The 21,237-nt window shown below is 40.2% G+C and carries 11 protein-coding genes, 1 tRNA gene and 1 pseudogene; 7 read left to right on the top strand and 6 right to left on the bottom strand.

The features are described from left to right. Positions 1-575 precede the first annotated feature (575 nt). Positions 576-2,207, top strand: a complete 1,632-nt coding sequence (locus V7K84_RS12820; protein WP_334838525.1) for a serine/threonine protein kinase — start codon at positions 576-578, stop codon at positions 2,205-2,207. 97 nt (positions 2,208-2,304) lie between these two features. Here the strand turns inward: V7K84_RS12820 and V7K84_RS12815 are convergent, their stop codons facing one another. The 3 genes from V7K84_RS12815 to V7K84_RS12805 all read right to left on the bottom strand — a co-directional run bounded on the left by V7K84_RS12815 (position 2,305) and on the right by V7K84_RS12805 (position 5,579). Next, positions 2,305-3,486, bottom strand: coding sequence for a CapA family protein (locus tag V7K84_RS12815; RefSeq protein WP_334838523.1), 1,182 nt, complete (start codon positions 3,484-3,486; stop codon positions 2,305-2,307). Between the two features lie 217 nt (positions 3,487-3,703). Beyond that, a tRNA-Ser gene (locus tag V7K84_RS12810) sits at positions 3,704-3,788 on the bottom strand. A gap of 345 nt (positions 3,789-4,133) precedes the next feature. Next, positions 4,134-5,579: a PQQ-dependent sugar dehydrogenase gene (locus V7K84_RS12805; RefSeq protein WP_334838521.1), complete on the bottom strand. Its 1,446-nt coding sequence runs from the start codon at positions 5,577-5,579 to the stop codon at positions 4,134-4,136. Between the two features lie 65 nt (positions 5,580-5,644). Between V7K84_RS12805 and V7K84_RS12800 the strand changes: the two are divergent. The 5 genes and pseudogenes from V7K84_RS12800 to V7K84_RS12780 all read left to right on the top strand — a co-directional run. Continuing rightward, positions 5,645-5,934 (top strand): annotated as a pseudogene (locus tag V7K84_RS12800) (IS1 family transposase); the annotation flags it as partial. A 214-nt stretch (positions 5,935-6,148) separates the two neighbouring features. Next, positions 6,149-6,421 carry a hypothetical protein gene (locus V7K84_RS12795; protein WP_334838519.1) on the top strand — a complete coding sequence of 91 codons (273 nt, stop codon included), beginning with the start codon at positions 6,149-6,151 and terminating at the stop codon, positions 6,419-6,421. Between the two features lie 548 nt (positions 6,422-6,969). Further along, entirely contained in the window at positions 6,970-8,676 is a 1,707-nt protein-coding gene (gene ilvD / locus V7K84_RS12790; protein WP_334838517.1) for a dihydroxy-acid dehydratase, read from the top strand. Positions 8,677-9,086: 410 nt separating this feature from the next. Beyond that, on the top strand, positions 9,087-9,425 hold the full coding sequence (locus V7K84_RS12785; protein WP_257236594.1) for a hypothetical protein: 339 nt from the start codon (positions 9,087-9,089) through the stop codon (positions 9,423-9,425). Between the two features lie 233 nt (positions 9,426-9,658). Next, entirely contained in the window at positions 9,659-10,672 is a 1,014-nt protein-coding gene (locus V7K84_RS12780) for an alpha/beta hydrolase (protein WP_334838515.1), read from the top strand. A 138-nt stretch (positions 10,673-10,810) separates the two neighbouring features. Here V7K84_RS12780 and V7K84_RS12775 read toward each other — a convergent pair whose 3' ends face one another. From V7K84_RS12775 to V7K84_RS12765, 3 genes are all read right to left on the bottom strand, one after another. Beyond that, positions 10,811-16,222: a trifunctional serine/threonine-protein kinase/ATP-binding protein/sensor histidine kinase gene (locus V7K84_RS12775; protein ID WP_334838514.1), complete on the bottom strand. Its 5,412-nt coding sequence runs from the start codon at positions 16,220-16,222 to the stop codon at positions 10,811-10,813. Between the two features lie 508 nt (positions 16,223-16,730). Beyond that, positions 16,731-17,285: a RidA family protein gene (locus V7K84_RS12770; protein WP_334838513.1), complete on the bottom strand. Its 555-nt coding sequence runs from the start codon at positions 17,283-17,285 to the stop codon at positions 16,731-16,733. 1,041 nt (positions 17,286-18,326) lie between these two features. Next, positions 18,327-19,976, bottom strand: coding sequence for a Ppx/GppA phosphatase family protein (locus tag V7K84_RS12765; protein WP_334838512.1), 1,650 nt, complete (start codon positions 19,974-19,976; stop codon positions 18,327-18,329). Positions 19,977-20,325: 349 nt separating this feature from the next. Between V7K84_RS12765 and V7K84_RS12760 the strand changes: the two genes are divergently transcribed. Continuing rightward, positions 20,326-21,207 carry a 4-hydroxybenzoate solanesyltransferase gene (locus V7K84_RS12760; protein ID WP_334838511.1) on the top strand — a complete coding sequence of 294 codons (882 nt, stop codon included), beginning with the start codon at positions 20,326-20,328 and terminating at the stop codon, positions 21,205-21,207. The last annotated feature ends 30 nt before the right edge of the window (positions 21,208-21,237 follow it).

Here is a 21,237-nt window from a genome sequence, read left to right as displayed (position 1 = left end):
AACTCAAACCGACTTTAGCCTTGTAATTACAGGGGTTTCACACAACTACTGAAAGTAAAAAACTAGATTTTTACTAATTATTTTCCCTTTCGTTGCTATCATCTAGCAATTTGTCGCTTTTGTAAAGCAATAAAAGTATGTAATTTTTCTGGGTTCCCCAACTCGCCTCTAGCAGATGCATCAAAAATCAATTTTTATGGTCGTTCATCCTAAAAACCTAGATTTTTTGCCTCTAAACGTGGTTTCTCAAGTTTTGTTGAGATTATGCCAGATATTCAATTGATGAATTTCGATTTTAATAACTTTTCTGAAAATGACTTTTATAAAATCCCAAAAATCGCTTTCGCCGATCTTCCGCTTTAGGCTTGCCGCACTCCCGCGTTATCATCTGAGAAAGATAAAACTGTTGTGCTCATGGGGAGGTCTTTCTCACTTCAGGAATTCCAACAACTAAATCATCCCGTAAAATAGACAGGCAAGAATCCTGCCCGATAAATATATGGGAAAATTTTTGGGAAATCCCTCAAAACTCAGGACTCGCTACTTATCTGCTCACTCAGGACTCAGGACTCTTTATGTTAGCAGGCACAATTTTGCAGGATGGAAAATATACCCTAATTCAAGAAATAGGGCGGGGTGGCTTTGGCATTACCTTTAAAGCTAGGCATCACTACTTAGGTCAGGAGGTGGTGATGAAAACCATCAATGAACGGCTGCGACAACATCCTGATTTTGCCAAATTCGAGCGCCAATTCCAAGATGAAGCCAGACGATTAGCTACGTGTATTCACCCAAACATTGTCCGAGTTAGTGACTTTTTTGTGGAAGCTGGACTGCCTTACATGGTGATGGAATACATTCCTGGTGAAACCTTGGGAGACGCATTTGTATTACCAGGGATAACTTTGCCTGAAGCCACAGCAATTCATTACATCCGGCAAATTGGGGCAGCGTTGCAGGTAGTACACAACAACGGCTTGTTACACCGCGATGTCAAACCAGATAATATTATTCTTCGTCAAGGAACACAGGAAGTAATACTAATTGATTTTGGCATTGCTAGGGAATTTAATGGTGGTGTCAGACAGACTCACACAGGTTTGGTTTCTGAGGGTTATTCTCCGATTGAGCAGTATATGACGCAAGCGGCGCGCACACCCGCCACGGATGTTTATGGTTTAGCGGCAACCTTGTATGCACTGTTGACAGCCCAAGTTCCCATGCCAGCATTATTGCGCGATCGCGAACAAATGCCTTCCCCCCGCGAACTGCAACCACATTTGAGTGCTGCTGTCAACCAAGCGGTAATGCGCGGTATGGCGGTAGAGTCTCGTTTTCGGCCAGCGACAGTTGCTGACTGGCTGCAATTACTACCTGGAAATGGGGTGAATGGAGCACCGCAAGTTTTACCTACTTACGCAGTGCCAACTGTCAATTTATCTGCGCAGCAAGCAGCAACTGTAATTGGGAAAACAGCCCAAAATTCTATTCATAGACCATCTGTGCTGGCGCAACCCAACCTAGGCATGGCTAAGGAAACTGTACTGGCTAAAAAGCTGGGATCATCTCAGGTACTTATTGGTATAGGTGTAGCCTTAGTTGCTGCTACAGCAGGTTTTGGGATCACAAGCATATTACCCAAATCTCAGCAGCAGCCGACCGCCAAGCCACTTGTTGAAAAGCCAACTCAAGAATCAGGCGCGAAAGCACCTAATTTTGATAGTACATCTTCACCCAGAGGTGAACAGACTAACACTACCTCAAGAACCGAAACAGCACCTGGCTCTAATTCCAAGCAGCGTCGCCGCAATCGTCGTTCTTCCCAAGAAGAATCTACCAGCAGCCCTACAAGAGAATCGCAACGCAGTGATTCCGAACAATCCACACCTTCACCTAGCGTTTCTCCCACACCCTCGTTAGTGGAGAAATTAAGGGCAATCCGCTCATCTCGAAATGCTTCCCCCGCCCCTGCACCATTGCCATTTCCACAAAAGAACTTACCCGCTTCTAGTCAAAATCCTGCCTCCCCTCAACCCGTAAGTCCATCAAAACCTCTACTCATACCACCAGCACCACCAACAGAATCCAAACAATCAGATCCTTCTGCTGTGGTAGTACCAACACTAGAAAAGCCAAATTCACCGACTAATAGCCAACCCCAGAATATTCAGAAGTTCGAGGAAAAGCCACAAGATGACAATAATTAGTCAATTTTGGATTTTGGTAAAGCAGCGTGGTGAGTCCAGCACCACGCTGATTCCTATTAACTAATTACGAATTACGAATTACGAATTACGAATTATTTTAGGAAGGATTAAGCCTGTTCTGTACAACAACTTCCCCCTTCTTATTAATCTTCACCGGATTCTTGGGAAAAGCTTGATTATTCAAATAACGCATAAGTTTTACAGTTTGAAAACTCCGATCGATATGAGGAATTCCCTGCCGATCCATCCGAACGGGAATAATTTTACTTGATACCAAATCTCCTGCTGAGTTGAGTTTTACTTCTAAAATCATTGAGTCACCTGTTTGGGCATTTGTAGATAAAGTCCGATATCCCAAAAAGTTTCCTAAAGAATAGGCAATGATTTTTCCCCGATAAATTTCCATCGCTCTGGGAACGTGAGGACCGTGTCCTAGTACTAAGTCTGCTCCGGCATCAATCATGTTTCGAGCAAATGCGATCGCATTACCTCGATTTTCTCCATAAAAAAACTCTGTTTGATTCTTAACGTGTAGTGCCCCCGTTCCTTCCGCTCCAGCGTGCATCGATACTACTACAATATTGGCTTTATTTTTGGCTTCTGCTACGAGTGCTTTAGCTGCTCCTAAATTATGGATGGAATTATACATTTCATAAGGAGAAAATCCGATCATTGCCACAGGGATATTGTTAGCTTCCAAATAAAGAATTTGATTTTTATGACCTAATGTTGCAATCCCCACAGCCTGAAGATTTTTCATTGTATCTTTGAACCCTACTGGGCCAAAGTCCATAGCATGGTTATTTGCCATATTGAACACATTAAAACCAGCTTCAGCAAAAAGCTGGGCGTATGCAGGTGGAGAGCGAAAAGCAAAGACTTGTCCTCGACTAATATCTTTAGCAGTATAGGGATAATTAGTTAGACTACTTTCAAAATTACCAAACAAGATATCAGATCCTTGCAAGTGAGTTCTCACTAACTTTGGTAATAATCGATCTCGAAAACGCGGTAATCTATAGTTAGGAAAATTAGTGCCGGGAATAATATCTCCAACGGCTTTGATAGTAATAGTATCTGGAAAGGTTTGTTGTTGTGTTTTTGATGGGGTAAGTTCAGGAATAGCTAATGGAAACTGCATAGTCTTAGTCGGCATAGTAGCAGCGTTTAATCGCTGTGATTGACCAAGCCGGAGAATGACTCCTATACTAATACTCAGATATAAAGAAATGCCGATTAGACTAAATGAGAATACTCGCCCCAAGCTGCGATCTACCATCGTTCACTCCTCACACGATGGCATTAGTTTATCCCGAAAATCTGTAAAATCTGTGTTAGCGGTGTATATTTTAGTGTTTTTGGCAAAGATTTGACTACGTAAAGATTAAGCGATAATCCTATCTAACTTGCAAATAAACAGACAAGTTGCTCAAGAGCCTTACTAAAGGTAGGCAAATTTCAGCCACATGATAATAAATTTTCACTAATCTTTTGAACGGAGAGGGGGGGATTCGAACCCCCGTTGGGTTTCCCCAAAACGCATTTCGAGTGCGTCACCATGAACCGCTCGGACACCTCTCCAACTATTTATTCAGACATTTGAGTATCTATTGTACATTCAAATGCTGTAAATTTAGGGAAATTTTGCTGAATTCCCTATACTACTATAGCATTATCGCTTTTTTTGCGTAATGCAATTCTCTAGGAATGCCAATACTACTAAAGCCCACGACATTTTTCATCATGACGGTTGGTGAAATTACCTGACGAGTCAATGAGACGCAGAGATTTATATAAAGTTGTGAAAAAACGTTTCTTATGCCAGAACGAGGGGTGCAAGAAAGCGTCAGGAGTACGAGCTTATTTCAATCAGGATCGTTTGGGTGCCTAATTTCGATTAAGTAATGCAGAAATACCCAATTTACTTTACTTGGTAGGCATAGAGACTTCCCAAATTCCTTGATTTCCGCCATATTCTAGAACATAAATCTTATTGCTAATAATCTCAGCATCAATGGGATTACTAAAACCTTTGACAAGGCGTGTAGCGTTAAGTTTATAGTTGGTATTTCCTACTTTAGTTAACTTTAAATGCAGTAGGTCTTGGCTGGCATCTTTAAAAGGGCCTATTAGTGTTTCGCCAGTGGGATCGCCTGGTGTCCAACTCAACATAAATCCATCTCTGTTGAATTCTGGACTCATTACTCCTTTCATATCAAAAACTAATCCTAAAGGAGAACGGTGTGTTGTAAAAGTGCTAAAAATTTGCCCAATAACACTGGCATCTTTGATTTTTCCATCTACAGGATCGCGGTAATTATCTGCGTCCGGCCCAAGATTAGGAATTGGTTCAATCAAATTTCCAGTAGGCCGAATAGGAAAGGTTGGATCGTTACGATAGTAGCCCTTTTGGATAGCGTTAAATTGAGGGCTTAACAATCGGTCAGTGGCAGGATTATAATTGGGAAATTGTTGTGGATTGTCTGTCCCACCAATACGCCAAGGAAAGCCGTAATTACCACCTAAACGTAGCCAATTTAATTCTTCTGACATATCGCGATCTGGCCCATTTTCTGTGCCAAATAAATCCCCATTGGGTGCAAAAGCCATATCGAAAGTATTACGTGTTCCTTCTGCAAAAATATAGCCAGCTGTCTTTAAAGTTGCTCGATTGTTTGCCAGAAAGAGATTGTTACCATTACTAGGAAGACGGAGTATACAGGCGGTTAATCCGACTTCGCGAGTATTGGGATATAGACCATCAACAGACTGAACCTCACCATGATCGGTACGAGAACCGCTATTCACATAGATAAAGTTACCGTCCAGGCTAACAATTACGCCGTTGAACCGATGGTCATAAGCTGTTTTGCTTTTGGGATAGGCTGCACTCTTAGCTAAGATAGACCAGATACGCTGTCTTGTACTCGAATTAATTACACCTTTAACAATAATTGCTTGAGTTTGATTATTCACAAGGTCTGCATTGCCAACTAAATAAATTGTGCCGTTAGGGCCAATGGCCATACCTTGAGTTTCACTTAAACTATGATTACTAGAGTTGTAAACAAGTGTTTTAGTAGAGGAGGCTAAATTGACTTGATAAATCTCACCATTTCGTTTGAGGTAATAGAGAGTATTGTTTCGTGGATCTTTTACAATCCGCACAGAAGGAGAGACAGAGAGTGTATTAATAATATTGCGAACCTTGATATCAGGACGCAGGGCTTGAGGTACAACACTTACTCCAGTAGTGCTATGATTTAATAAAACTATTGTAAATAATAGTGTTATTGTAAATAACAGCGCTTTAACAGCAAATTTCCCGAAAAATCTGCGTTTAAATTGGTTAGATGATTTAGTGTTATTCATGATTTTCTTGATAAAATAGTCAGTTAATCTTGTTGTTAAATCCCTCTTTATGAGGGAAAAATTTTGGAATTTTAGCTTGGGTCTTAGGAGACCATAGTGCTGAAACCTTTAAAGCTTTATGGGACATTATTTGCTCTTGGCAGTGCTATTTTTATGTGACGGATGGAAAGTTGACCCCAGTTTTATTAACCCAGAAGATCATATCGTCAGTAAAACATATATGACCAGAGTAGAAGGTGAAAATACACATTTACGTGATTATCTTGCACGCCTACAGACGCTCCTAACGTCGCTACCGCTTCGCTATCGAAAAACTTTGTGCTATTCCAAACCAGTAGATATGCTTAAATATTAAATTCGATTCTTACTTACCTAGCTACAGTATTAAAATATACTGTTAGTTAGCTAGTTCATCCTGCATTTATGCAACGCCTATTAGTGTAATCGTGCTACCCTCCCATCTTTGAAAAGCGAAAAGCAATCCGTACCCGAAAAAACTAACAAAATATTTCGGATTTTCTGATAACTTACTGTATTCTGGGATATCTTACCTTGTGGAAAGCCAAATAATGACTATGAATATGCAAAGACTCATCAAAAAAACTTCTAACCCAATTCGCAAGATAACAGAAGTAACTCCACCATCGACTGAACCGATTGAGATGCCTGAGAGTCAAGATATTCCTGAATCGGTGGTTGAACCAAATCTACCTGTGTACATCGAAGCATCGGAATCAGACTACATCTGTGAACACTATCGCCCTTTGCGTTCCATTGGCAACTCTGGCTGGCAACCGTCTGATGTGTGGCGCGAGTTGAGGGTTGATAATTTCTGTGGGTGAGTAATATCAACGCAGAGAGCCATTCGATTTATGGCTGAATAAAATTATACATTTGTGTAAGTCTTGCTGAAATGTAATTCCTCAGCTACAGCATTAACAATTCAAAATTCAAAATGACGCTCTCTACGAGACGCTAAAAGCGTAGCTTGCTTCTCTGAAAGAGTACGCGGACTCGCTAACAAAATTCAAACATTTTAGACATTAGACCTCTTGCAAAAATCCTTGAATCACCCCTCCCCAACCCTCCCCGTATGTATTGGGGAGGGGGCAAGATTTCAAGTTTCTCCCGATATTTGGGGGATAAAGGGGGGTCTATTGGACTTATGCAAGAGGTCTATTTCAGACGGGGATTTAAACCCCGACTGAAATGGGTGCTACATGTAGATTGCAGGTTCTTAAACCCTTTAATTTACGATAAAGTAGCTCAGGTTTCGTAGTCCTATTTTTTTTGATACTTTATAAGTCTCAATTTTAAATAAATATATATTGGACATCTCAAAAAAGCCTACATATCATACTCGTACAGAGATTTGATTGAGGCCAGAGCAATGAGTGAAAAAACAACGTCAGAAAATTTCAGAAGTAAAGTTGTTACACAAGGGGTACAGCGATCGCCAAATCGCGCTATGCTGCGTGCAGTAGGTTTTCAAGACGAAGACTTTAAGAAAGCAATTGTCGGTGTGGCTAATGCCTACAGCACCATCACTCCCTGTAACATGGGAATTAATCAACTAGCACTCATAGCTGAAGCTGGAATTAAACTAGCCGGGGCAATGCCGCAAATGTTCGGCACCATTACTATTAGTGATGGGATTTCTATGGGAACTGAGGGAATGAAATATTCCCTAGTGTCACGAGAAGTGATTGCTGACTCCATTGAAACCGTCTGTAATGGTCAAACTATGGATGGTGTAATTGCCATCGGTGGTTGTGATAAAAATATGCCAGGGGCAATGATTGCAATGGCACGGATGAATATCCCAGCTATCTTTGTTTACGGTGGGACAATTAAACCCGGACACTACAACGGCCGCGACTTGACTGTTGTGAGTTCTTTTGAGGCTGTGGGTGAATACAGTGCTGGTAAAATTGACGACACCGAACTGATGGAAGTAGAACGCCACGCTTGTCCTGGGGCTGGTTCTTGCGGTGGGATGTTCACAGCCAATACTATGTCCTCGGCTTTTGAAGCGATGGGTATGAGTTTACCTTATTCTTCTACAATGGCAGCGGAAGATGACGAAAAAGCCGATAGCACCAAAGAATCAGCCAAGGCATTAGTAGAAGCAATTCGTAATCAACTGTTACCCCGGCACATTATCACGCGCAAATCTATAGAAAATGCTATTTCTGTAATTATGGCTGTGGGTGGTTCAACTAACGCCGTGTTACATTTTCTGGCGATCGCTCATGCGGCAGGTGTAGAACTTAATCTAGATGATTTTGAAATTATCCGCGATCGTGTCCCTGTTTTATGTGATTTAAAACCCAGTGGTAGATATGTCGCCACAGACTTACATCAAGCTGGTGGTATTCCCCAAGTGATGAAAATGCTATTGATACATGGATTACTTCACGGTGACTGTATCACCATCGCAGGTAAAACCATCGCCGAAATTTTAGCAGATGTTCCCAATGAACCACCCACGAATCAAGATGTGATTCGTCCTTGGAATAACCCGATGTATGCTCAAGGTCACTTAGCCATCTTGAAAGGGAATCTCGCTACAGAGGGAGCAGTAGCAAAAATTACTGGGGTAAAAAATCCCGGCATTACTGGCCCTGCACGGGTATTTGATTCCGAGGAAGAATGCTTAGATGCCATCCTTGCACGTAAGATTAAAGCCGGTGATGTAATTATCGTCCGCTACGAAGGGCCAAAAGGCGGCCCAGGGATGCGGGAAATGTTAGCACCCACCTCAGCACTTATTGGTGCGGGTTTAGGTGATGTAGTCGGGTTAATTACTGATGGACGCTTTTCAGGTGGTACTTACGGGATGGTAGTCGGACACGTTGCTCCCGAAGCCGCCGTTGGTGGTGCGATCGCTCTAGTCGAAGAAGGTGATAGCATCACTATCGATGCTAATTCTCGCTTGTTACAAATCAATATTTCCGATGCAGAATTAGCCAGTCGCCGCGCCAAATGGCAACCCCGTCCACCTCGTTATACAAAAGGCATTTTAGCAAAATATGCTAAGTTAGTTTCCTCTAGTAGTGTTGGTGCTGTCACAGACTTGGATTTATTTCATGAGTAGGGAGTAAGGGTAGAGACGCGAGATTATACCGCGTCTCTCTACAAGAGTATGGAAAGACGACTTTCTGGCATTGGCTGTGAAACTTATTTAATCTTTTAGCGATCGCTGTATGTCAAAATTGGAAATGTATGCATCTTGTTTTTTCTGGCGATCGCAATCTGTATTTACTTATCTTCACATATAGCAATTTTATTTAAGTTGTGAAAATTAACGAACCGCCAAGACGCCAAGAGCGCCAAGAAAAGAAAAAGAAGTTTTCACAATTGATTTAGGCCTGCTATAGTCTACTTCTTTGAAGTCGCTCTACTTATGTTTTAAAGTAGAAAGTAGTTGATTCAAAGTGTTTGTTACTACCAATGAAAGTTTTAGGGTCAGTCTTGCCAATCCTGTTGCTGCTATGCAGTCCTGCTATGGCAGTTGAGCTGAAAGGACAAAATATTGATGGTCAAAAGCTACCTGCTACAGCTTATTACTATGCAACTGGTGGGGTCTACAAAGTTCAGGTGCGCTTTCACAACAAACGAGCCACAATTTACTTTGACGACGGCAACCAAACAACTATACAGTTGAACCAGCAAGCGATCGCTGACTCAAAGAATATTGAAGGTTTTGGAAAACTAGGACAATATCCTCTAAATAGAACATTCAGTGTTGGGTTGGTATATGACAATAATTGGCTCGGTAGCAATGATAGTCAATTCCAACTGTCTAATCCGCTAGACGGGTTGTGGAAAATTAGTTTGGAGTGAATACTCATCCGACTTTAAAACATTTCTTACTTCTGACAGGGCAACTCAACAATATGTCCTCTGCTAGACTCGAAGTAACTACTTAATTCATAAAGTAACATATATTTAGGATTCTATTGTATTTTTAAATAACTAAGCTGCTTAAAAGCTTGCCAGACAAAGATTTTATTTTCAGTATCCGCTCATGATTCAAGTAGGATTACTATATGTATATGAACATAATAATTACATAAATGAAAGTTGGCATTCAAAATACATTAGAAATTCTAGAGCAAGTTCACCAATTAGAGTCCGCACTAGGTCTTAAAAATGAAGCCTGCCGTTCTAAATTTTTGATTCATCCTGACTTCACGTCAAAAGTTTTTTTGTTTTTGCATGGTTTTACCGCAGGCCCTTACCAGTTCGAGCCGCTTGGTAAAGCTTTCTTTAACAAGGGATATAACGTTCTGATTCCTTTACAACCCGGTCATGGACGCTCAGGTGACTGGAAGTCTCAAAATCCTCCACCCCTACCAACAGATATTGAGATTTATCAACAATTTGTCATCAAATGGTTGCAGATTGCCAAAACGCTAGGGCAACAAGTTGTAATTGGTGGATTATCAACAGGTGGAACTTTAGCTGCTTGGTTAGCTTTGGAGCATCCTGAAGAGATTGACCGCACTTTATTGTTTACGCCTTATTTAGGTAGCCGCTATTTACTATTCGATCAACTGATCAAAATTTTGCCAATTTACTTTGAATGGTTCAACAAAGATGCACCTGGGAATTTTGGTTATAAAGGTTTTCGTCTGAAGGCTTTACGGATATTTCTAGAATTGGGATATCAGGTTTTAGACAAGGCTCAAAGCTGTGTTTCTGCTCCAATCTTAATGGTATGTAGTGAGGCAGATAGTGTTGTTAGTCGCTCGAAACAGCAGGATTTTTTCCGAAGAGTACTTAGACAGCAACCGAAATCCTGGTATTACTGTTTCGATGATTCGCTTCACATTGAACACCGAATGATGACAAAATTAGAAGACAATGATTATGAAGAACTGGTAATTACCCTTGCTAAAGCATTTGTTGAGAGTAATTTAACTTGGGTAGAGTTTCAGGAAATGGCAAAGCGGATAGCGCAGGGACAAGCTTGCGATCAAATCATGCGAGAACTCAACTTTGATGAACAAGTTTTTCCACAGCTATCTGCAATGATGACTCAAGGTTTTGGCTGTGAGCATCTTAAATGTATCAATCCAGATTTCTAACGAGCATCCCAATTTTGCAAAAAGGTCTTTTAAGACGCGAGTTATCGCGTCTCTACATCAGGGTTTTGTTGCTCTATTTGAACTGTATTGGCTCAACTCTAACTTTTATTATTGGCTGGTAGTGGTTGCAAGTTAATTTTAAGTCTGAGCCAGAATCGGTAAGGTAATTACAAATTCTGTTCCTTCACCTTGGGTAGAATTCACAACCAGTGAACCGCCATGTTTTTCTACAACAATAGACTGAGCGATCGCTAATCCTAATCCCGTTCCTTTACCAACACCTTTTGTAGTAAATAAGTGGTCAAATACTTTTTGTTTGACTGATTCACTCATGCCTTGACCATTATCAGCAATGCTCACCTCAACTTGTTTATTTTTTAAATAGGTGGTAATTTTAATCCGGTTGGGATTGGCTTGAATTTCTTCAAAACTCCGACCTGTATTTGATTCATCCAAAGCATCAATAGCATTTGCTAAGATGTTCATAAATACTTGATTTAATTGACCAGGAAAGCATTCAATTTGGGGTAAATTTCCGTACTCATTGATTACTTCAATAGCTGGACGTTCTTCGTTAGCTTTCAGGCGATGTTTGAGAATTAAAATCGTACTATCAATGCCTTCATGAATGTTAAACAGTACTTTGTAATCTCTATCGGCACGGGAGAAAGTGCGAAGACTGGTACTGATATTTTTGAGCCTGTCACACGCGATTGTCATCGAATCAATCATTTTGAGCAAATCTTCTAAGCTATATTCCAAATCGATTTCTTCGGCATGGATAAAAATTTCATCTCCAGGAGTAGGAAACTTTTGTTCATATAGTTTCAAGTGTTCGATAACGTCAATAAATGTTGGTTTAGCTTGTTGGAGACTGGCAGCAATAAAACCAAGAGGATTATTCATTTCATGAGCGACACCAGCAACTAAGTTACCCAATGCAGACATCTTTTCACTTTGGACGATTTGTAATTGAGCTTGTTGCAAATCTTGTAAAGCTTGCCCAGCTTGCTGATAAAGCCGAGCATTTTCTAAGGCAATTGCTGCTTGGGAGGACAGTAGGTTAATCACCTGTAAACGGTTACTAGTAAATACTCCTTGACTCAATTGATTTTCTAGGTAAAGAATCCCCACCAAATGACCTTGGTTAATAATGGGCGTACATAATACACTTTGAGGTTGATGTAGGAGCATATATTCTCCAATTACACCAGGAATACTCGTTTCACAATTGTCTATAATGACAGTTTCTTGAGTATTCTTAACGTAATTTATTAGTTTTCGCGGAATATATTGGCAAGCATCTATTAGTTGTGAATCAAGAATAGTTTTGACATCAGTCTGGGAATTTGACTGTTGATCGATAAAGGTAATTGCCCGCACTTGCCAAATATCTTTTTCAGGAAGAATTAATACAGATGTTTTCGCACCAGAATTTTCTAAGATAATGCGAGTGAGACTGCTGATAAGTGCGTCTAATTCGATACAACTGGAGATAGTTTGAGCTGCTTTGAGAATGCAGGTTAAATCTAGAGCATCAGAAATATTAGTGCTGCTGGTAGTGTAACTAGATGTACGAGCAATGCTGGCTATGGTTTCTAAGGGATTTAAGGTGAATTCTTGCTGTTGCAAAATGGGTTTGAGTAATTTGGGATAGCGTTTTTCCAAGTCATCAGTTTTGGCTTTTGCTCCCCAACGGGCATAACTGTAATATGCTTGTTGCAGATATCCTTCTGCGGCTTTTTCTTTACTCCATTCTAGGTAAAATTTGGCAGCAAGTTCGTTAGCGATCGCGGCTTCCTGAATATAGTCATTGGCGATCGCTTCTTGGATAGCGATTTCATAATAATCTGCGGCTTGTAAGCGATCGCCAGTTACACGAGCTTGTTCAGCTAAAATTAAATTGTACTTATGCTGATAATTGACTGGCGCATGAGCCGCCCATTCTTGCATTTTTGACTGGTTTTCAGCTACTTTCTGGAGATAAAGCTGTTGTTGTGCTTCATTTACCTGAGAACAAAGAGCTAACAAACTCAAAGATTGATAGAAATTCCGCAAAGGAACAATTAATAAGCCTGCTGCTCCCTGCTCATACTGCTCAAATTTTTGGGAATATTCCCAAGCAGATTCGTATTCACCGAAAAGATAAGCTAAGAGCGTTTTTGCTAGATAGACATAACAAATACCATTAATATTGTTTGTTTCAATTAAAGTTGGTAACATCTCGACTTCGTGAAAATGCTTACCAATTAAACAACAGGGGTTAGCCGCTTCTCCTTGTAAATTTAGAACTGTCTGCCGCCAGATATTTCCCCAAACTAGAGATACCTCTTGTTTAATTTGCTGCATGAGTTCGCAATATTTATCTGCTTCCACCACAGCATTTTCTAGGTTTTCTCCGCTCCAAAAGAGAAATTGACAATAGCAATTAGCACAATAGCCTACATATTCTAAATTTCCGGTTTCTAATCCACTCTGCAATCCCTCCAAAAATAGATTCAATGTGGATTTAATTGAATCTTTCCAATGTTTAATAAACAGGCTAAATGTTAAATAAACTCTACTTTTAAGTTCTTTCGTTTGAAATTTTTCTAAAAGTTGTACTGCCAGTTTACCAAACTGATATCCATCTTCAATTGCACCAATACTGCACAAAAATAATCCATAGAGACTGTAAGCGACTGCTGCCTGTGGTGAGTTGCCGTACTTGATACAAATCTCGATCATTGTAAAAATTTTGAGCGGCAATAACATCGGTTTGGCTATATAGACTGGAGCAAACAAACCCGATAATATACGGAGCGCAACTAATTTTTGAGGATCAATCATTTCTGGCATATCTGCCAATGCTGCAATCGATTGATGAACCAACATTTGTTTTAACTGGTCATATTCATCAAAAATCATTTGAGTGTTACCCTCTTCAGGCAACGTCAAATCTAGTAATTGCAGTGCTTCTCTACCTGTGGCTATTGCTTCAATGAATTTATTTTGCGCCGTATAAGATTGGATTTGAATCTCATAGGTACGAACCTTTTCTAATGGAGATTTAGCATTTTTGAGGATAATCTCTACTAATGATTTTGATGAATCAAAGTTTGTATTCAGATATTCTGCCTCAGCCGCAGATTCATAAACAGCAAGGGCCAAATCGTAGCTGCTTTGCCAAGCATTTATCGGTAATAGAAGGATCGCTACTTTTAAATACTCAACTGCTGTCGCATAAGCTGTCGAGTTTTTGGCTTTACAACCAGCTATCAGATTTAACCGAGATAAATGTTCTCGTTCGTCAGCTTCCTTTAATAATTCCAGTCCGTAATTAAATTGGTTAACGATCGCAAAAATTCCTGACTCTTGCTGCTCTTTAGGTGTATTCTGCAATAACAATTGCCCAATTTGCAAGTGTGTTGACTGTTTTTGTGCATCTGGAATGAGTGAATAGGCAGCTTGCTGGACGCGATCGTGTAAAAATTTATATACAACCATCTCAGACTGTTCTTGAGTAGCTGCTTGATTTTCGGAACCAACAAAAAACTTATAAACCTCACTTTGCGGCAAAATCAACCCTTCTTGCAAAGCCTTCCACAAACAATCTGCGGTTTCTATCTCTGATTGTTTAGAAACAATCGCTAATGTTTTTAAATCGAACTGATTACCAATACAAGCGGCTAGCTTCAATTGTTGTTGAGTTGATTCTGGTAATCTTCGTAATTGGAAAACCATAAAATCAACAACATTGTCTGCGAGAGTTTGCTGATTGATTTGAGAAATATCACATTGCCAGCATCCCTCGGCAAAATTGAATTGAATTAGTTGGTCTTGATGTAATGATTTCAGGATTTGAGTTGCAAAAAATGGATTTCCTTGAGCTTTGCGGTAAATCAATTGTGAAAGAGATAATGCCACATTCTCTGCACAATTTAACGTGTCGGCTACAAGTTTATTCAATTGTAATTGGTTGAGTGGTTTTAGGTTAAGACTATTTACCTTTACACCTGTTTTGCGAATTTCATTTAACATCACCATCAATGGATGGGCTGGGAATACTTCATTGTCTCTATAGGCACCAATTAACAATAAATATCCCTGATTAGCTTCATTCATTAATAATTGCATGAGTTTCAATGAAGCCGAATCTACCCACTGCAAGTCATCTAAGAATATAACTAAAGGATGTTCTTTAGTTGTAAATATTTGGAGAAATTTCTGAAATAATAAATTAAATCGGTTTTGGGCTGCGTTACCTGATAATTCTGGTGCAGGTGGTTGTCTGCCAATAATTTTTTCTAATTCGGGAATGACTTCAATAATTACTTGTCCGTCTTCACCTAATGCTTGAATAATTTGATTTTGCCATTTGTTTATTTGGACATCACTTTCTGCTAGTAATTGCTCCATGAAGTTACGGAAAGCCTGGACAAATGCAGAAAAAGGAATATTCCGATTAAATTGGTCAAATTTGCCTTTGATAAAATAACCGTGTTGACGAACAATAGGTTTATGGACTTCGTTAACAACCGCAGTTTTACCAATCCCCGAAAACCCAGCTACCAGAGTTATTTCTGTTGCACCTAGGCTGACATTTTCAAATGCTTCTAGCAGAGTTTCTACTTCTGCTTCTCGTCCATAGAGTTTATCAGGGATAATAAATCTGTCGCATACATCTCTTTGGGCAATAGCGAAACTTTCAATTTTACCAGTTGTTTTCAGTCGATCTAAACAATTTTCTAAATCATACTTCAATCCTAATACACTCTGATAGCGGTCTTCAGCATTTTTTGCCATTAATTTGCTAACGATATCCGAAATTACCGCCGGAATTTGTAAGTTAATTACATCTATTGATAAGGCTACCTTAGCAATATGGGAGTGCACCAACTCCATTGGATCGTTTGATTGAAAAGGTAACTCACCTGTGAGTAATTCGTAGAAAGTTACACCAAGGGAATAAAAATCAGTCCGGTAGTCAATTCCCCGATTCATTCTCCCTGTTTGTTCTGGAGAAATATAAGCTAGTGTTCCTTCTAATATATTGGGGCTGATTAGCGTTTGCGTTTCTCTTGGTAATAGAGAGGCAATACTAAAGTCGATTAATTTAACTTGTTTGGTTTCTGGATTAATTAAAATATTGCTCGGTTTGATATCTTTATGAATGATGCGCTGACTATAGAGTATTTCTAAGGTATTACACAGTGCGATCGCTATTTGAAAAAACTCTTCTAAAAACCTAATATCTCGCGTTTGATCGCGAGCAAAATAATCTTTTAGAGAAATGCCACCAAAATCTTCCATCACTAACGCATAGGCATTTTGATACACCTCCAGGCTATAGGTTTGGACAATTAAAGATGAGTTGAGATTCTTGGCAATGGTGTACTGATTGCGAAACTGCACCAGTTCGTTGAAGGATGGATACGAATTTTTCAGCAGTTTGATCGCTACAGGTAATGAGTCACTTTCTCGATACCCTCGATAAACTATAGTTCTCGAACCATTGTAGATTTCTTCAATGATTTGGTATCCATAAATATCAACATTAGTGCTAAACATACTGTTAAATCCGAGTAAGTTATAACTTGATTATTCCCAAATTAATAACGGCAGTTTAATGTTAATTAGTAAAGATTACTATGGCTTTAATTTCGAGACTATTTATGAAGATCAGCTTTAAATTGTAGAGTACATTACGCGCTGCTTTAGCTTTAAGGCATCCAATGCAGAGATAGAATATCTCACACAAAGCGTCAAAGTTCTCAGTAGGAAATTAGGAACCTGCAAAGCGTAAATTAGGAATTTTTTAACTCAAAAATATGCTTGTAAGGGCTAGGGAAAGATTAAAAGGGAAAAGGTGAAAGTTTTTAACCTTTTCCCTTTAAACTTTAAATAACCAAGTTAACAAGAGCAAACTACTAGTACCTGCTGGGATTTTTAGTTAAGTTTCGTAGTCTGACTAAAGGCAATTACCTACTCAAATAGGAGAGACTATTATTGATGGACAGTAGCGGAAGTTTATTACTCCGCCGACTGTTATTAGATAGGGTTATGTTATAACCATTCCTCAACTACGGTTATCTGGAATTACCGCATAAGCATCAATTTCAAATAACATACCATCAAGTGCAAGTCTAGGAACGGGAATAAGAGTATTTGCTGGTGGTTGATTCCCCCATAAATTTATAATTTCACGTCCTAATGGGATCAATTTATTTTGGTTGTGATCCACTATAAGAACAGTAGTTTTTGCGACATCTTGTGGTTGTGCCCCAACGGCTGCTAAGGCATAACGGAGGTTTTTAAAAGCCTGTATTAACTGCTTTTCAAATTCATTGGAGACAAGATTTCCTTGTAAATCGGAACCAAATTGACCAGAAATATAGACGGTTCTCGCCCTTGATGGTGTCACAGCTATATGGCTATAGCCATTTTGGGGTGCATTATATAATGTTGGTGGGTTCACCAATTTCAACTCTTTGTTGTCTTTAGCGCTCACTTCCTTTTGTGTTGCCACCATCAAGGCGGTAGTTATTCCACTACCTCCAAGCCACAAAAGTGCATTTCGTCGCGAGAAGTTTGCTACTAATGAATTTACAGCACTCCTAATAGGTCTAGTCATAAAAGCTCCTTAAATGTGAGTTCTCTATTTTTCTCATACTTAGTTTTATTATCTATCTAATCAAGCTAAAAAGCACTAGTTAGTAAATTTATTCAGTGCAATCACACAACCAATAAGCCTAGATAGGTTTCAGCTCCTTTAGCTTTTGATATGGATACAGTTAAAAGTTATACCAAATCATGTTATTAACCCTCCAAAAACTGTATTAGGCGATCGCAGTGCCTCATATCTTGCACCTAGCCCTGGCGATTAGAAATCGCGGCTATACAAACAAAGTCCGCCTATCGCGCTTGCGCTGCGCTTTGCGCACCACGCGGACTAATGCAAAATCAAGGTTTTCAACCCGCGCAGGTGGTCACTGAGCGGCTGGTGAGCGGAGTCGAACCATGTCGTACCCCTCCGGGGAAGCAAGCTACGCGCAGCGTCTCCAAGAGTTGTGCGGGTTTTGCCTGTGTAGCCGCGACTTCCAGTGCAAGATATCAGGTGCCTGAATAACTTCAGAGCGCAAACAACAGCTACAGCAGTTTTCATCTATTTGAACCACACCTGTCGTAGGGGCGCAAGGCCAAAAGCCCCTACTTCTTTCTAAGCTTCTGCGCAAGTTTCTTTTGCAGGCCTCAATATTATGTCTGCATGATTACCTATGAAACTAGTGAAATTTTATATAAGGATATCTAAGTTTCCCGGCTTAGATATCCACTAGCAACATAACCTACATTTAATAGATTGTTAACTCTATTCTAATTACTATTTTTTGTTTTTAAATGCTTCTTGGGACAGTTATAAATTCGTCCTTAAGTTGGATGTCAAAATTAGATGGATATTTTAACCTAATGCAGGTTACAAATTTAATTAAGATTTTTATTATACAATAGAATGTTACTTGTTAATCATGCCTTCCTAAAAATTTATTTAATAAATAAATTTTTCTGAGTTTTACCTTAAACTTTTATACTGAGACTAACTTCTCAAGCTGATTAGCGATCGCAAGCATTATAAGCTATGTGCAGGTGCGTTACAGTAGTTAACGCACCCTAATTTCTAAGACAAGTTAGGAATACTAGACTTTTCTAAACTTGCTACTAATTTCACTCCAAATTCTTCCTCAAACACTCCTTTTTTATAATTTAAGCTCCAAAGTTCTAAATCACAATCATCATCCAATTGAGTTGGGAAAATTAGCAGATTGACTTGATGAAGTTGTGAATAATACTCACATTGCACTTGAGCAACTGCACCAATTTGTCGTCTATCTAATGCTACTGCCAACCTTAAAATTGCACTTAATTGACTAACAATTTGTCGCTGTTGTTTAGTCAGCAAACTCTGGTAGTTTTCATGTTTTTTCTTGGGCGGCGATTTGCGATGATAACGCGCTAAATTGGCAATGATTTCAATCTCGGTTTCTGTATAACCGAGTAATTCTCCATTGCGAATTAAATAGTAAGAGTGCTTGTGGTGAGACGAATGGCTAATATAATGACCGCAATTGTGTAATATTGCCGCTGCCCACAGCATTTGTCGCTCGTCAGTTCCCCAATGATGTAGAGTACCTTGAGTTTGGTCAAATAAACTCTCGGCAAATTTTGCCACGCGATCGCTGTATTCTAAGTTGATGTGGTATTTGTCCGCGAGTTTGAGAACATTCCGTTCCCGAACTGAACTTTGGTAGCGCAGCTTATCTTCAATTAAACCGTGGGTTAGCATCCAGTCTACGATTACGCCTTCTCTCAGAGAACGCTCGCAAACTGTTACCGATTCACTACCCAAAAGGGTCATTGCTTCTTGTAATATGACTGCGCCAGCGAGGATAACTTCAGGGCGCTTCTCTGGCATACCAGGAATCTCAGCCCTTTCGGAATTACTCAGTTTCCGTAAGCGATTTACCAACTCTTGCAAGTCTTGAAGACTAAATTGGTAGCCGTTGAGAGTGGAAGGAATAACACCCGACTTTTCTCGTGCATGAATCATTGCCAGGGTTTCAATTGTGCCCGCCGTACCCACCAAACGCGGAGATTCCCCAGACTCTAGGTTTGCTAAGATTTCTTCTACAGAACGTTCCAACATCCCGTGTGCATAAGCTTGCAGATACTGGAACTCAGTGTTGCTGATGGGATCAGTGGTAATTAACTCGCTAGTGAGTCGCACTGCACCAACTTTGGTACTGGTGAGAGTGCGGGCTTGGTGACTATCGGCTAAAATCAATTCCGTGGAACCACCGCCAATATCAATAATCATGTGGGGCTGGTTGTTAAATTCCATCCCCGACAGCACGCCAAGATAGATTCGCCGCGCTTCTTCTTGACCAGAAATTAAGTTAACGCTTAAACCCAACTCCGTTTCTATTGTGTGCAAAAAATCTTTACCATTGGGCGCTTCTCGCACAGCACTAGTTGCCACAGCGATGATTGTTTCAGCGTTGATTGTCTTGGCAACTTCTTGGAAGCGTCCTAAAGCCGCGATCGCCTTTTCAATTATCTCTGGCTTGAGTTCTCCAGTGGTAAGATTGCGATCGCCAAGCCTCACAGTTTCCTTTTCTTTAGCAATAATGCTGAAAGCTGGTAGTGTGGGGTCAATCTTGACTACTACCATGTGTAGAGAATTTGTTCCCAGGTCAATGGCAGCAATAATCCGATGTTGCTTAGATGGTTGAGTAGGAATACTCTCCCAGCTAGAAACTAAATTCAGCATCTAGTTTTCTCTCTTTATTAAGAAATGATGGCAAACGGTGATATGTCGGGGTAGCTAGCACTGATATTTATGACAACACACTTGCTCAGACTGAGTGCTGTTAGCGGTAGCAGGGCCTTGAGCCAGTGCTGAATATTGAGTAAATTAAAAAATACTCAGCATTCGTAACTCAGCTTGATCGAGGGTAACTGAGCTATGTATATTCACCCTACTATTTATAACCTGAGTGACTATTTAAAGATATTTAAAGTTGCCACTTTCGGTTATGTTTTTACAAATAACAAATAACGTTATTCTATAGATGTAAAGAAGTGTGAATTCATCTCTCTAAAGTTATTTGTTGATTTCTATGTTAACGACGCCAGAACGCCCCCAGTCACCAATTTGGCTTGTAATTATCCGGCTTTTACGCTGGCATAAACCAGAAGGGCGGTTAATTTTAATGATTCCTGCCCTTTGGGCTGTATTTTTGGCAGCTTCAGGAAAACCGCCTTTACCTCTGGTTGGTGTGATTATATTGGGTACTCTGGCCACGAGTGCGGCTGGGTGTGTTGTCAACGATTTGTGGGATCGAGATATCGATCCAGAAGTCGAGAGAACACGCGATCGCCCCCTCGCTTCTCGTGCCTTATCTGTGAAAGTTGGGATTGTAGTTGCGATCGTCTCTTTAGCGTGTGCAGCAGTCTTGGCCTTTTATCTTAACCCCCTAAGTTTCTGGTTATGCGTAGCAGCAGTGCCTGTAATTCTGCTTTATCCAGGTGCAAAGCGGGTGTTTCCCGTACCGCAACTGGTGCTTTCCATCGCTTGGGGTTTTGGGGTCTTGATTAGCTGGAGTGCGGTAACGCAAAGTATTTCTCAACCAACTTGGTTGCTTTGGGGCGCGACAGTACTGTGGACATTGGGATTTGATACAGTTTACGCCATGAGCGACAAGGAAGACGATCGCCGCATTGGCGTTAATTCTAGCGCCCTATTTTTTGGTAATTATGCCCCTTTAGCTATTGGAATTTTCTTTGCTGGCACAATTTTGTTATTGTCTTGGTTAGGCGTAGTTATACATCTGCACTTAGCCTTCTGGATTAGCCTTGCAGTTGCCACTATCGGATGGGTTTGGCAGTCTCTGCGATTAAGAGAGCCACACTTACCTAATTCTGCTTATGGTAAGATGTTCCAGCAAAATGTATGGATTGGTTTTATTTTACTTGCTGGGATGATTGCTGGATCTTTATAAGGAGGCAGGGGGCAGGAGGCAGGTGGTAGG

This window comes from Nostoc sp. (genome assembly GCF_036917315.1).
GTDB lineage: Bacteria > Cyanobacteriota > Cyanobacteriia > Cyanobacteriales > Nostocaceae > Nostoc.
Note: the sequence above shows the minus strand (reverse complement) of the source record. Positions and strands in the feature narration are given on the sequence as shown.